This is a genomic window from Microlunatus sp. Gsoil 973, from assembly GCF_009707365.1.
Classification (GTDB): domain Bacteria; phylum Actinomycetota; class Actinomycetes; order Propionibacteriales; family Propionibacteriaceae; genus Microlunatus.
Genome location: NZ_CP046122.1, coordinates 2,214,768 through 2,229,180, shown reverse-complemented (window position 1 = coordinate 2,229,180; position 14,413 = coordinate 2,214,768). Strand labels below are relative to the sequence as shown.

Below are 14,413 nucleotides of genomic sequence, written 5' to 3'. Positions count from 1 at the left end.
CAGGTCTGCATGACAGACTGGTGAGGATCGCCATGAAACTCCCGACCCTGTTGCGCCGTCACGCGCCCTCCGCCGATCTCGGGGGAGTGGTCCGCCTCGACCGACGCACCAAGAACCTCACCAAGCGGATCCGACCCGGTGAGATCGCGATCATCGATCATCAGGACCTGGACCGGGTCAGTGCCGAGGCGCTCGTCGATCGCGGGGTGGCTGCCGTGGTCAACGTGGCACCGACGGTGTCCGGGCGTTATCCGACCTTCGGTCCGCAGATCCTGCTGGACGCCGGAATCCCGCTGATCGACCGGGCCGACCGGAGGTTGTTCGACTCTCTCACCGACGGCGATCGGGTGCTGCTGGACGGTGGCTCGGTGCTGACCGCCGACCATCAGATCGTCGGAAAGGGTGAGCTGCTGGACCAGCAGACGCTCGACTCCCAGCTGGCGGGCGCACAGGCCGGGCTCAGTGACCAGATCTTGGCGTTCACCGAGAACACGATGAACTACCTCCGCGAGGAGAAGGACCTGCTGCTGGAGGGCGTCGGCGTTCCCGACGTCCGGACCGTCTTCGAGGGACGGCAGGTCCTGATCGTGGTCCGCGGCTACGACTACCGGGAGGACCTGGCGGCGCTGCGGTCCTACATCACCGAGACCCGGCCGCTGTTGATCGGTGTCGACGGCGGCGCGGATGCGCTGCTGGAAGCGGGCTACGTGCCCGACATCATCCTCGGCGACATGGATTCCTGCAGCGACGCGGCGTTGCACTGCGGCGCGGAACTGGTGGTCCACGCCTACCGGGACGGCAGGGCACCCGGCCTCGACCGGATCGAACGCGAGAAGCTCGACGCCGTCGTCTTTCCGGTGCTCGGCACCAGCGAGGACGCGGCGATGCTGCTGGCCGACTCCAAAGGAGCCCAGTTGATCGTCGCCGTGGGGACCCACGCATCGTTGGTGGAGTTCTTGGACAAGGGGCGGTCGGGCATGGCCTCGACCTTCCTGACCCGGCTCCGGGTCGGGCCGAAGCTGGTCGATGCCAAGGGCGTGTCCCGGATCTATCGCAGCGAGGTGCGGGCATGGCAGGTGTTGCTGCTGGTGCTGTCGGCGCTGGTCGCATTGATCACCGCGATGGCCTTCACCGACTTCGGCCGGCAGGTCGGTGACCTGCTGTTGGCCCGCTGGAACGACGTCGTCTACTGGGTGAAGGAACTGTTCACTTGATCAACTTCCGCTATCACATCGTCTCGCTGATGGCGGTGTTCCTGGCGTTGGCGGTCGGGATCACGCTCGGGGTCACCTTGGTCAGCGGGGAGGCGAACAAGGGACTGGCCGCCCAGGCCGAACAGGATCGCAGACAGGTCCAGACCTATCGTGAGCAACTGCAGCAACTCCAGCAGTTGGACAAGTACCGCGACGCCTACGCCAGCCAGATCGGCAACGAGGTGACCGCAGGACTGCTGGTCGGCGTCCCGGTCGCCGTCGTCGCGATGCCCGATGCGCCGCGCGGCGTGATCGGGAACGTCGAGGACGCGGTAGCCGGAGCCGGCGGCACGATCGCCTCGGTGACCAACGTCGACCCGCAGGTCTTCGACCCCAGCCAGCGGCAGCAGGTGCTGGCGGCGCTGGCGCCGTACAACAACGAGTTCGACCAGAACGACCCGCCGGCGGTCCGGCTGGGCAAGGTGCTGGCCCGGTCGCTGCTCTCCCGGGAGGTCGGCAACAGCGACCAGTCGGCGATCGACATGGGCAACGCACTGAACGGAAAGTTGATCAACCTGGACCGACGCAGCGACGAGGCGGCCCGACTGGTTCTGGTGATCACCGCGGCGGCCTCCGACCCGCCGTTGACAGCGGACACCCTCAACCGGCATGTCGCCTTCGACGTCGCCCTGGCCGACGGCAGCCAGGGCCTGGTGGTCGCCGGCCCGAACAGCACGGGCATCGACGCCACCGACGTCGCGACGGTGCGGTCCGACGTCAGCAGCCGCGACCTGTTGAGCACCGTCGACGTTGTCGACCTGCCCAGCGGGGTCAGTACCGTGATCATGGCCGGCGCCGAGCAGTTGGCGGGTGGTCAGGGTCACTACGGCTTCCACAACAGCAGTGACGCGCCGGCACCGCAACTGCCGATCAAATGAGCAGCACAGTCCTCGGTCGGCTGGCCGGGCCGGCCGCCACCGCCGCCGCAGCAGGGGTGGCGTACGGCCTGGGTCGGCTGGCCGCGACACGGCCCGGCGGGGGCAGCTGGCAGCGCACCAACCACGCCGGCGACCCGGTGACGCTGCTCGAGGGCCCGATCGCCACCGCCGGAGCAGTGTCCGGCATCCTGGTCCGCACCGGCTCCGGCAGGCCCCGGCGGGCGGCCGCGGAACTGGTCGCCGTCCTCGGAGCAGCCGCTGTCGGAGCCTACGACGACCTCTTCGGATCGACACAGGCCAAGGGATTCCGGGGCCATCTGCGCGCTCTGCGGGATGGAAGGATCACCAGCGGGATGATCAAGATCACCGGCATCGGGCTGGCCGGGCTGACGGCCGCGATCATCGACCGCCCGGTACGGACCGGCACGGCCGCCGTTGCCGACGTGCTGATCAATTCAACGCTGACCGCGGGAACCGCCAATCTGATCAATCTCTTCGACCTGCGGCCGGGACGGGCCGCGAAGGTGATCATCGCCTCGGGCAGCCTGGTGCCCGGTGCCGGTCCGGTGGTCGGCGCCGCCGTCGGTGTCCTGCCGGCTGACCTTGCCGGCCGCTCGATGCTCGGCGACTGCGGGGCGAACGCCCTGGGTGCCGGCATCGGCGTCGCCGTCGGACGTCTGCCGCGGCCGGCGCGGCTGATGGCCGTCTGCGCCGTCGTCGCCCTGACGCTGGCCAGCGAGAAGATCAGTTTCACCGCGGTGATCGAGAACAATCGCGTACTGGACAGGCTCGATCGACTCGGCAGGCCGCACCGGCCGGAGCCGGACGCCGATGGCGGCTGAGCTCACGCCGCGATTCGGCCGGGTCGCCGCGGGCGTCGGAGCACTGGCCCTGGCGTCCCGGATCGTCGGCTTCGGCCGATGGCTGGTCTTCTCCAAGACCATCGGCGACACCTGTCTCGGCGACGCCTACAACGCCGCCAACCAGTTGCCGAACGTGCTCTTCGAGATCGCCGCCGGCGGCATCCTGGCCAGTGTCGTCGTGCCCGTGGTCAGCAGACAGTTGGCCGCCGGCCGGCGGGCCGCCGGCGACGCCTCACCGACCGCCTCGGCGCTGCTGTGCTGGACCCTGCTGGTGCTCACCCCGGTGGCGATCGCGGCGATGATCTTCTCCCGGGCGTACGCCGGCGCATTCGTCCAGCCGGAGTGTTCGGGAGCGGTGCAGACCGCGGCGGCTCTGGTGCTGATCTTCGCCCCGCAGGTCTGGCTCTACGGCATCGCGGTCGTCGGCGGCGGTCTCCTCCAGGCACAGGGAAGATTCGTCGCAGCGATCGCCGCCCCGCTGGCGTCGAGTCTCGTGGTGATCACCAGCTATCTGATCTTCGCAGCCGTGGCCGGAGCCGGCAGCCGGGACGATCCCGCGCTACTGGACCGGACAGCTCTGGCCGTACTCGGCTGGGGCACGACACTTGGCGTTGCCGCGCTGACCTCGGTGACGCTGGTTCCGCTACTGCGCTCGCCGCTGCGGCTGCGACCGACGCTGCGGTTCCCGCCCGGCGTGCCGAGAGTGATCATGGCGATCGCCGGCGCCAGCCTGGCCGGGCTGATCATGCAGCAGCTCAGTGTCGTGGCCGGCATGTTGACGGCGCGGTGGTCGGCCGTCCCAGGAGCCTGGACCCGTGCGGTCTGGGCAGGGGCGGTCTACCTGCTGCCGTACGCGGTGTTGATCAACCCACTCCACCAGATGGTCTTCCCGCGACTGGCCGCCGCGGCGAACAAGGGTGAGCGTGAGGTCGCCCGAGTGCTCGCATCGGTCGGCCCGGCGATCTGCACCCTGGCCGGGCTCGGCGCCGGCCTGCTGATCGCGGCGGCGATCCCGGTCGCCAGGCTGCTGGTGCTCGGACCGGGGTCGGGGGAGACCATGGCGGTGGCCTGGCCGATCATCGGTTACGCGCCGGCAGTGATCGGCTTCTCCCTGATGGGCCTGGCCACCCGGACATTGTTCGCCGAACACCGGGCCCGCCAGGCCGGTACCGCAACCGCGGTTGGCTGGGGAACGGTGATCGTCGCAGTGATCGCGGTCGGCCTGTTCGTACCGGCGGACCAGGTGGTCACCGGCATCGCCGCGGCGAACTCACTCGGGATGCTGGTCGGCGCAGTGGTGGGCTGGGTGATGATCATCACCAGTCGTACGGAGCGGATCGGCTTCGGGCTGCTGCGGCCGTGTCTGCGGGACCTGCCGCTCGGACTTGCCGCCGGCGCACTGATCGCCTGGCCGGCCACCCGGCTGACCACGGTCGGGTCCCTGGCTGCGCTGCTCGGCTGTTTCGCGACCGCCGCCGGTTGCGTGATCATCTTCGCTGCGGCGCTCCGGGTCGTCGACCGGCCGTCCCTGGCGGCGCTGCGGCGGCTGTGGCGTGCCCGGTCAGCCGGTGCCCTCGCGGCCGGTTCCGACGACGACGACGATCTGGTCCCGGGCGATCGGTAGGATCGCTCGCCATGCCCGCACAGCACGGATCGAACTCCGGACGCGCCGCCCTGGTGCTGATCGCGGTCTCGATCGTGGTCGTCCTCGTGGTCGGAGCGTTCGGCCCGACGGCCGCCCAGGCCGAACTGCCGGGCGGGCCGGCCTGGCTGCCGCCGTACGGCTTCGGTGTCGACCCCGGCCCGATGGTGGTCACCGTCGTGTTGATGGCGGCCGTGCTGGTCGGCGGGGCCGGCCTTTTCGTGGCGCTGTCGGCGCTGGAGCGAGGCTGGCGGCCCGATGTCCGCCGGCTCACGTGGATCGGGGTGGCATCGACCGTCGCCATGGTTCTGGTCGGGCCGATGGGCTCCACCGACGTGTTGATCTATGCCGGCTACGGCCGGCTCGCCGCCACCGGAGGAAATCCGTACATCGACACCGTCCGCGAACTGATCACCGGACGCGACCCGGTAGGGATCGCCAACATCGGGATCCGCTGGGTCGACACCACCTCGGTCTACGGCCCGATCATGTCCGGCGTGCAGACCGTCGGTTCGCTGATCGGCGGGTCGTCGGTGCATACCACGGTCTTCGTCTACACGGCGTTCGGGGCGGTCTGCTATCTGATCACCGGACTGCTGCTGCGCAGAATGGCAGGTGCTGATCAACTCCGGCAGGCGCGGGTGGCCCTGCTGTGGACGGTGAATCCTGTCCTGTTGTTCATCGCGGTGAACTCCGGACACGCCGACACGATCGGGATCATGTTCGTCGCCGGTGCCCTGCTGGCGCTGTCCCGCCGCCGATGGATCATCGTCGGTGTGCTGCTCGGGATGGCCTGCGCCGTCAAGATCACTTTCGGTATCGCTGTGCTGGCCGTGATCATCGTGCTGCGGAGGCAGCCGCGCCGGCTGGCCGTCGTCCTGGTCAGCGGGCTGGTGGTCGGCGCGATCAGCTACCTGATCGCCGGCCCGGAGGCGATCCGCTCGACCCTGCTGGCGACCGGGAAGTACGCCTCGGCCAGCCCGCTGCGCTGGCCGCTGTATCCGCTCAGCGAGGTCGTCGGACTGCGGCGCGGAGTGACGATCATCGTTGCCACCGGCTGGCTGCTGATGCTGGTCTACGGTCTGCTCTTCCACAAGCTGATGCCCGCACAACAGGTGGTGACCGGCTCGGTGACCCCGGGCGAACCCGGGGCCACCGGTGACCGACAGGACCTGCTCGGTCAGCTGGTGCCGGTGCTCTCCGCCCTGGGCATCGGGTGGGCGCTGACCTCGGCGTACACGCTGCCCTGGTACGACGTGCTCGGCTGGGCACCGCTGACCCTTGTCGTCGGCGCGCCGCTGGTCGACCGCGTGCTGACGATCCGGACAACTGCGTTGATCTGTGCCTACCTACCCGGCGCGGCCTACTACTTCCCTCCCGCGGTACAGCTCCTGACTGACGGGGCGCGGAACGTGATGGGCCCTGCTGTCAGCCTGATGTTGATGGCGGTCGTGGTCGTTGCGGTGGTGCGTCGCCGCTCCGCGGGCCGGGCGGCACCGGAGGCGGTGACACCCCCGCCGTCCGACACGCCCTGATCCCGGCGCGTGATTCGCCCAACCCCGGTCGGAGAACGTATGCTGGAGGTCCGTGGATGCTCCTTCTGCGACCAAGCATGTATTCGTCACCGGGGGAGTAGCCTCCTCTCTCGGCAAGGGCCTGACTGCCTCCTCGCTCGGCAGCCTGCTCGTCGCCCGGGGTCTCCGGGTCACGATGCAGAAGCTCGATCCGTATCTGAATGTCGATCCGGGCACGATGAACCCCTTCCAACACGGCGAGGTATTCGTCACCGAGGACGGTGCCGAGACCGATCTGGACGTCGGCCACTACGAACGATTCCTTGACCGCAACCTGCCCGGCGACGCCAACGTCACCACAGGCAAGGTCTACTCGACGGTGATCGCGAAGGAGCGGCGCGGTGACTACCTGGGCGACACCGTCCAGGTGATCCCGCACATCACCAACGAGATCATGGACCAGATGCTCCGGATGGCCGGACCCGGCTCGGACGGGAAGCCGATCGACGTCGTCATCCACGAGATCGGCGGCACCGTCGGCGACATCGAGTCACAACCATTCCTTGAAGCGGCACGCCAGGTGCGCCATCTGGTCGGCCGGACCAACGTCTTCTTCCTGCATGTGTCGCTGCTGCCCTACATCGGGCCGAGCGGCGAGCTGAAGACCAAACCGACCCAGCACTCGGTGGCCGCGCTCCGCCAGGCCGGTATCCAACCCGATGCCATCGTCTGCCGGGCCAACCGGGAGATCCCGGACTCGGTGAAGCGCAAGATCTCGCTGATGTGCGACGTCGACGAACAGGGCGTGATCGAGAACGTCGACGCGCCGAGCATCTACGACATCCCCAAGGTGTTGCACAGCCAGGGCCTGGACGCCTACGTCGTGCGGCGACTGGATCTGCGTTTCCGCGATGTCGACTGGACACGATGGAACGATCTCCTGGATCGGGTGCACAACCCGAAGGAGGAGGTCACCATCGCGTTGGTGGGCAAGTACATCGATCTTCCCGACGCCTACCTTTCAGTGGTCGAGGCGCTACGCGCCGGCGGATTCGCCAACCGGGCCAAGGTCAACGTCCGCTGGGTGCGTTCGGACGACTGCGAGACTCCGGAGGGTGCAGCACAGGCGTTGGCCGATGCCGACGGGGTCTGTGTCCCGGGCGGCTTCGGAATCCGTGGTGTGGAAGGGAAGATCGGTGCGATCAGCTATGCCCGCGCCCAACGCATCCCGACCCTGGGACTGTGTCTCGGCCTGCAGTGCATGGTGATCGAGGTGGCCCGCAACCTCGCCGGGCTGGCCGGCGCGGACTCCAGCGAGTTCACCCCGGACACCGAGTATCCGGTGATCGCGACGATGGCCGAACAGGTCAAGATCGTTTCCGGTGACGGTGATCTTGGTGGTTCGATGCGGCTGGGCGCCTACCCGGCGGAACTGGTCGGCGGAACGATCGTGGCCAAACAGTACGGCACCACCGAGGTCAGCGAACGACACCGGCATCGATACGAGGTGAACAACGGCTACCGGAGCCGGTTGGAGCAGGCCGGTCTGGTGATCAGCGGCACCTCGCCGGATTCGACCCTGGTCGAGTTCATCGAGTTGGACCGTGAGCTGCACCCCTACTTCGTCGCCACCCAGGCCCACCCGGAACTGAAATCCCGGCCGACGCATCCGCACCCGCTGTTCGTCGGTCTGGTCGAGGCCGCCCTGGAACGGAAGCTGGCGACCCGGCTCCCGGTGGATGGGGTGACCGGGTGAACCGGTCGGAGCATTCCGACCCGACGACCAACGAGCCGGCCGATGCCACGGACATCGAGAAGTTGATCATCACCGGCGACCAGCTGACCGACCTACCCGCCGAATGGCCGGTGACCGAGCGGCACCTGCTGGCGCGCGGAGCGATCAGTTCCTTCGTCGCCGAGACCGTCCTCACCCCGGACGGCGAAGCACTCGAACGGCAGTTCACGCTGCACCCCGGCGCCGTGGGCATCCTTGCGATGGATGATCAGGAACGCGTCGCACTGGTCCGCCAGTACCGGCACGCGGTGCGGCACCGGTTGGTCGAGCCGCCGGCCGGGCTGCTGGACGTCGATGGCGAGGACTACGTGTCGGCGGCGCAACGAGAACTTGCCGAGGAGGTCGGGCTTGCGGCATCCGACTGGCGGGTGCTGGCCGAGGAGTTCACCTCGCCGGGCGGGCTGGCCGAGGGAATGCGGATGTTCCTGGCCCGGGGGCTGGCCGAAGCCGCCGCTCCCGACGGGTTCGTCAAACACGGCGAGGAAGCCCACATGGACACCGTCTGGGCAAGTCTTGATGATCTTGTCGAGGGCGTGCTGGCCGGCCGGCTGCACAGTCCGACCTTGATCACCGGTGTGCTGGCGGCCTGGGCGGCCAAGACCCGTGACGGGTTCGACGCGCTGCGTCCGGCGGATGCGCCGTGGCCGGCCCGCGAGGAATCCCTGGAGCGGCAGACCCGCTACTGAGCGCGTCCCGTTCTGGGAGCGACGGGCCCGGCGCGACGGCTCTGGACGCTCATCTCGTGCGCCGTCACAGCAAGGCGATCTACCATGACGGACATGACCGAACCGATCGTCGGTCGCGTTCCCGGCCCAACCCGGCCGAGCGCAGTGACACCGCGCCCCACAGGGACGGTGGAGCATTTTTCCAGGTCATGGTGCCAGGGTGGATATGATCTCCATCAGGTGTCAGGGAGGAGCGACGGGGATGAAGGTTGGGGTTCCGGCCGAGGTCAAGAGCCAGGAGTACCGGGTCGCGATCACGCCGGCAGGGGTCCGGGAGTTCACGACCAACGGTCATCAGGTCCTGATCGAATCCGGTGCTGGCTCCGGGTCGTCACTGACCGATGCGGAGTACGCCGCCGCGGGAGCAACGGTCGTCGACACCGCTGACGAGGTCTGGGGCGAGGCCGAATTGATCTTGAAGGTCAAGGAGCCGATCGCCGAGGAGTACCACCGGATGCGGTCGGGTCAGGTGCTCTTCACCTACCTGCATCTGGCCGCCAGCAGGCCGTGCACCGAAGCCCTCTTGGACCACGGCGTGACCGGGATCGCGTACGAGACCGTGCAGAAGGACGACGGCGCGCTGCCCCTGCTGGCGCCGATGAGCGAGGTGGCCGGACGGCTGGCACCACAGGTGGGCGCCTACCACCTGATGCGCAGTGCCGGCGGGGGAGCCGGCGGTGGCCGGGGCGTCCTGATGGGCGGTGTGTCCGGCGTCTATGCGGCCAAGGTGGTGGTCATCGGCGCCGGCGTGGCCGGGATGAACGCTGCGGCGATCGCGCTGGGCATGCAGGCCGAGGTGCTGATCCTGGACAAGAACATCGAACGCCTCCGGCGGGCGGACCGCATCTATCGCGGACACCTGCAGACGGTGGCGTCCAACACCTACGAGGTCGAGCGGGCCGTTCTCGATGCCGACCTGGTCATCGGTGCAGTGCTGGTGCCCGGGGCGAAGGCGCCGACCTTGATCAGCAACGAGCTGGTGGCGCGGATGCTGCCTGGCAGCGTGCTGGTCGACATCGCCATCGATCAGGGCGGGTGTTTCGAGGACTCGCGGCCGACCACCCACGCCGACCCGACCTATCGGGTGCACGATTCGGTCTTCTACTGCGTCGCCAACATGCCCGGCGGCGTACCGCACACGTCCACCTTCGCGCTGACCAACGTCACGCTTCCGTACGCCGTCAGCCTGGCCGACAAGGGCTGGCGCGAGGCGCTGAGCCGGGATCCCGCCCTGGCCGCCGGACTGAACACCTACGACGGCAATGTGACCTACCCGTCGGTGGCCGACGCCCACGGCCTGGAGCTGCTGCCGGTGGAGAAGGTGCTGGCCTGACCGGTGGAGCCGATCGAGCGGATGATCCGGTCCTTCCTTGATCATCTGACCGTTGAGCGAGGACTGTCGCCCAACACGGTCGGCGGCTATCGCCGCGACCTGCAGCGGTACGCCGACTATCTGTCCGCCGAGCACATCACCGAGCCGGCGGGCATCACGCCGGCGGCGATCACCGGATACGCGGTGAGCCTGGCCGAAGGCGTACCGGAATCGGGGAAGTCCGGCGGCGGGCCGGAGAATGCCGGAGGGCGGCCGCACTGGAGGCACCCTCCGCTGGCTCCTTCCAGCGCCGCCCGAGCGTTGGCAGCCGTGCGCGGGCTGCACAGGTTCGCCGCAGAGGAAGGCATCACTGCGGACAATCCGGCCGCGCGGATCAAGCCGCCCAAACCGCCACGGCGGCTGCCCAAGGCGCTCCCGTTGGACGCCGTCCAGGCCCTGCTGGCGGCACCGGGCACCGAGACCCCGACCGCGCTGCGCGACACCGCTCTGCTGGAGTTGCTCTACGGCACCGGCGGGCGGATCTCCGAGATCGTCGGGCTGGATGTCGACGAGTTGTCCGGGCTGCTCACCGAACCCGACGAGGTCGGCGGGCTGCGGGTCATCGGGAAGGGCAGCAAGGAGCGCTTCGTGCCATTGGGCCGCTATGCCAAGAAAGCGGTCACCGACTACCTGGTCCGCGGACGGCCGCAGCTGGCCGCGCGCGGCCGGGGGAACCCGGCGTTGCTGCTGAACGCCCGAGGCGGTCGGCTGTCCCGGCAGGGTGCCTGGTTGATCCTGCAGCAGACCGCCGACCGCGCCAAGATCAACACCGAGATCTCCCCGCACACCCTGCGGCATTCCTTCGCCACCCATCTGCTGGACGGCGGTGCCGACGTCCGCGTCGTCCAGGAGCTCCTCGGGCACGCCTCGGTGACCACAACCCAGATCTACACGTTGATCACCGTTGATCATCTCCGCGAGGTGTACCTGACCTCTCATCCCCGGGCGAACTGATCCCGGCGTCGGGCAAGTTGTGCGGTGGAGCCGGCCGACGAGTAGTGTCGGCCCGGCCAACACGTCGATGTACCGTCGGCGATCGGTGAGGCGGGCGGCCAGCGGCTGCACCCGACGAGCCGTCCGTACTAGAGTCTTGCGGAATATGAACGGGTCAAGGCAGGGTGACCGAACCCGACGGCTGGGTCCCGACGACCGGCCAGAAGAAGGAGGATCGGTGCAGACGACGCAGGATCCGCGTGAACCGGAGCCCCCGCAGACAGACTCCGGAAACCGCGGCAGACCCGTCGACGCACTGTCTCCCGACGACCCGTCACCGGATGGACCCTCCCAGGGCGACACCAACCATCACCGGGTTCCCGGAGACGGGCCGGCCGAGCAGCCACTGTTCGATCCGGTCACCGACGGGCACAGCACCGAGACGTTCGTCGTTCCGTCGGTGGAGGACACCGGCGTCGAACCGACGACCGCCCATGCCGGCGACGTGGCCGAAACACAGCCCGAGGCCGCGCCGGAGCCGAAGCTCGGACCAACCGGGCGACCCTGGCCGGACCTGCCGACGCCACCACCGGTGCAGCCCGGCGACAAGGCGATGATCATGGCGATGTGCAACCAGAAGGGCGGGGTCGGCAAGACCACCACCACGATCAATCTGGGCGCCGCGTTGACCGAGCTCGGGCGCAAGGTGCTGCTGGTCGACTTCGACCCGCAGGGCTCGCTGTCGGTCGGTCTCGGTGTCAATCCGCACACCCTCGAACTGAGCATCTACAACCTGTTGCTGAGCCGTGACGTCACCCCCGACGAGGTCATCGCCCCGACCTCGGTCCCCGGCCTGGACATCCTGCCCAGCAACATCGATCTCTCCGCGGCCGAACTGCAGCTGGTGTCCGAGGTGGCCCGCGAACAGACCCTTTCGCGGGTGCTGGAGAAGGTACGCGGCGACTATGACGTGATCCTGATCGACTGCGCTCCGTCGCTGGGTCTGTTGACGATCAACGCGCTGACCGCCTCCGACCAGGTGATCGTTCCGCTGGAATGTGAGTTCTTCGCCCTGCGCGGTGTCGCACTGCTCACCGACACGATCGAGAAGGTCCAGGAACGACTCAACCCGGAGCTGGAGATGCTCGGCATCCTCGGCACCATGTACGACCCGCGCACCCTGCACAGCCGCGAGGTGTTGGAACGGGTGGTGCAGGCCTTCGGCGAGAAGGTCTTCCACAGCGTGATCCGGCGGACGATCAAGTTCCCCGAGACCACGGTGGCCGGCGAGCCGATCACCACCTACGCCTCCGACTCGCCGGGTGCGGAGGCGTACCGGTCGTTGGCCCGCGAGGTGCTTGCCCGATGCCTCGTCGGGTGAGTCTGCCGGGTGCGGCCGAACTGTTCCGCGCCACGCCGTCGACACCCCGGCATCCGGCCGACGAGCAGCATGCCGCCGCGGCCGCGTCCCCGGGGTCTCCGGCATCACCGGCCGAGCCGGCACCATCCAATGGTGAACCGAACGAGCTGACGGCTGCCCGGCAGTCGCGCCGTGCTCCGCGTGGTACGGGCCGGGTGCGCCACGACGAGAAGATCACGGTCTACGTCAGCAGCGATGAGCTGCTGGAACTGGAGCGGGCCCGGCTGCAGCTCCGGGCAGAACACGGGATGGCGGTGGACCGCGGGCGGATCGTCCGCGAGGCGTTGGCCCTGGCCATGGGTGATCTCGCCGAGCACGGCGCCGACTCCGATCTTGTCCGAAGGCTCTCCCAACCGTGAGCGAGATCGCCCCGCGCGAGCCGACGGTGACCCAGACAAGCAACCAGAACGAGCAACCCGACGGCACCGGCTTCAGCGTCCGGCTGACCAACTTCGAGGGCCCGTTCGATCTGCTGCTCCAGCTGATCAGCAAGCACAAACTCGACATCACCGAGGTTGCGCTGTCCCAGGTCACCGACGACTTCATCGCCCACATCAAGACTCTCGGCGATCAGTGGGACCTGGAACAGACCAGCCAGTTCATCGTGGTCGCCGCGACCCTGCTTGACCTCAAGGCCGCCCGGCTGCTGCCCAGCGGCGAGGTCGAGGACCCCGAGGACCTGGCGCTGCTCGAGGCCAGGGATCTGCTCTTCGCCCGGCTCCTGCAGTACCGCGCCTTCAAACAATTGGCCGCAGCCTTCGCGGAGCAACTCAGCGCCCAGAGCCGGCGCGCGCCGCGGACGGCCGGCCTCGATCCGGAGTTCGGCCGGCTGGTTCCGGAGATCACGATCCCGGTGACACCGGAACGCTTCGCTCGGATCGCGGCTCGCGCGATGGCGCCCAAAGAGGCCGACGTGCTGTCCCTTGCCCACCTGCACGCTCCGGTGGTCAGTGTCCGGGAACAGGCCGTCGTGGTCGCGGACCGGCTACGATCCCGCGGACAGGCGACTTTCCGCGAGTTGACCAGTGACTCGCCGGACCGGATCACCACGGTCTGCCGGTTCCTCGCACTGCTGGAACTCTTCCGCGAACAGGCGGTGGTCTTCGAGCAGCCCAGACCGCTGGCCGAACTGGTGGTCCGCTGGACCGGAACCGATGACCAGCAGGTCAGCATCTCCGACGAGTTCGACGCGCCGCCCGAGCAACTCCGGGATGGTGACGAGGCGACCGAGGAGGAACGACACTGGCAGGCCGACGGAGGACCTGACGACGGTCCGAGGGGGGACCAATCGACGACGGAACGGGATGCATGACTGACGAGACAAGGGGACCGAGCGCCGAACCGGTCCCGGAGGACCTGCCGACGGACCAGGTCGACGAGCCGCGGGTCAGTACACCCGAACAGCTGCGCGGCGCGCTCGAGGCGTTGCTGCTGATTGCCGATGAACCGGTCAGCGAGACCAATCTGGCCGCCGCGCTGCGGGTACCGACCGACGACGTCCGAGCGTCCCTGGACGACCTGGTCGCCTTCTATGCCGAGACCGGGCGTGGCTTCGAGCTGCGCCGGGTGGCCGGCGGCTGGCGCTACTACACCCGGCAGGAGTACGCCGACCTGATCGGTGCGTACGTCCTGGAAGGGCAGACCGCCAAGCTGTCCCAGGCGGCCCTGGAGACCCTGGCGGTGATCGCCTACCTGCAGCCGGTCAGCCGGTCGCGGGTCTCCGCGGTCCGCGGGGTCAACGTCGACGGCGTGGTACGCACCCTGTTGACCCGAGAGCTGATCACCGAGACCGGGTCGGAGGAATCCGGTGCCACTCTGTTCCGGACCACCGACTACTTCCTGGAGCGGATGGGGCTGCAGTCGTTGGACGAACTCCCCGAGCTGGCGCCGTACCTTCCGGAGGCCACCGAACTCGAGGAGGAACTGGGCCAGCTCGCAGTCGTCCCGGCAACCAGCGATTCGAACGGCCGGGCCGACGCCTCAGGCTCCAGCGATGCCGAGGTGGAATCGTGAAACCC

At 68.6% G+C, this 14,413-nt stretch carries 13 protein-coding genes; all 13 read left to right on the top strand.

The features are described 5' to 3' along the window. Window positions 1–32: 32 nt before the first annotated feature. The 13 genes from steA (at window position 33) to scpB (ending at window position 14,408) form a co-directional block, all read left to right on the top strand. Window positions 33–1,214: a putative cytokinetic ring protein SteA gene (steA, locus tag GJV80_RS10420; RefSeq protein WP_154687841.1), complete on the top strand. Its 1,182-nt coding sequence runs from the start codon at window positions 33–35 to the stop codon at window positions 1,212–1,214. Continuing rightward, a complete protein-coding gene (locus GJV80_RS10415) occupies window positions 1,211–2,131 on the top strand; it encodes a copper transporter (RefSeq protein WP_154687840.1) in 921 nt (306 codons plus the stop codon). Before steA ends, GJV80_RS10415 begins: the two co-directional genes overlap by 4 nt. Then, window positions 2,128–2,973, top strand: a complete 846-nt coding sequence (locus tag GJV80_RS10410) for a hypothetical protein (RefSeq protein WP_154687839.1) — start codon at window positions 2,128–2,130, stop codon at window positions 2,971–2,973. Before GJV80_RS10415 ends, GJV80_RS10410 begins: the two co-directional genes overlap by 4 nt. Beyond that, complete coding sequence (murJ, locus tag GJV80_RS10405; RefSeq protein ID WP_154687838.1) at window positions 2,963–4,618, top strand: murein biosynthesis integral membrane protein MurJ; 1,656 nt, start codon at window positions 2,963–2,965, stop codon at window positions 4,616–4,618. The genes GJV80_RS10410 and murJ overlap by 11 nt, the downstream gene beginning before the upstream one ends. An 11-nt stretch (window positions 4,619–4,629) precedes the next feature. Continuing rightward, complete coding sequence (locus tag GJV80_RS10400; protein ID WP_154687837.1) at window positions 4,630–6,171, top strand: glycosyltransferase 87 family protein; 1,542 nt, start codon at window positions 4,630–4,632, stop codon at window positions 6,169–6,171. A gap of 52 nt (window positions 6,172–6,223) precedes the next feature. Next, window positions 6,224–7,906: a CTP synthase gene (locus tag GJV80_RS10395; protein WP_154687836.1), complete on the top strand. Its 1,683-nt coding sequence runs from the start codon at window positions 6,224–6,226 to the stop codon at window positions 7,904–7,906. Between the two features lie 83 nt (window positions 7,907–7,989). Further along, the gene (locus GJV80_RS10390) at window positions 7,990–8,631 is read left to right on the top strand and encodes an NUDIX domain-containing protein (RefSeq protein ID WP_154690181.1); all 642 of its coding nucleotides are present in this window, start codon (window positions 7,990–7,992) and stop codon (window positions 8,629–8,631) included. Window positions 8,632–8,872: 241 nt separating this feature from the next. Beyond that, window positions 8,873–10,003: an alanine dehydrogenase gene (ald, locus tag GJV80_RS10385; RefSeq protein ID WP_154687835.1), complete on the top strand. Its 1,131-nt coding sequence runs from the start codon at window positions 8,873–8,875 to the stop codon at window positions 10,001–10,003. Between the two features lie 3 nt (window positions 10,004–10,006). Beyond that, entirely contained in the window at window positions 10,007–10,996 is a 990-nt protein-coding gene (locus tag GJV80_RS10380) for a site-specific tyrosine recombinase XerD (protein ID WP_230208337.1), read from the top strand. 439 nt (window positions 10,997–11,435) lie between these two features. Then, on the top strand, window positions 11,436–12,356 hold the full coding sequence (locus GJV80_RS10375; RefSeq protein WP_370518851.1) for a ParA family protein: 921 nt from the start codon (window positions 11,436–11,438) through the stop codon (window positions 12,354–12,356). Next, window positions 12,341–12,754 (top strand): hypothetical protein, encoded by a 414-nt coding sequence (locus GJV80_RS10370; protein WP_154687834.1) that lies wholly within the window; start codon window positions 12,341–12,343, stop codon window positions 12,752–12,754. Before GJV80_RS10375 ends, GJV80_RS10370 begins: the two co-directional genes overlap by 16 nt. Beyond that, window positions 12,751–13,707 (top strand): ScpA family protein, encoded by a 957-nt coding sequence (locus GJV80_RS10365; protein ID WP_154687833.1) that lies wholly within the window; start codon window positions 12,751–12,753, stop codon window positions 13,705–13,707. Before GJV80_RS10370 ends, GJV80_RS10365 begins: the two co-directional genes overlap by 4 nt. Continuing rightward, a complete protein-coding gene (gene scpB / locus GJV80_RS10360; protein ID WP_154687832.1) occupies window positions 13,704–14,408 on the top strand; it encodes an SMC-Scp complex subunit ScpB in 705 nt (234 codons plus the stop codon). Before GJV80_RS10365 ends, scpB begins: the two co-directional genes overlap by 4 nt. The last annotated feature ends 5 nt before the right edge of the window (window positions 14,409–14,413 follow it).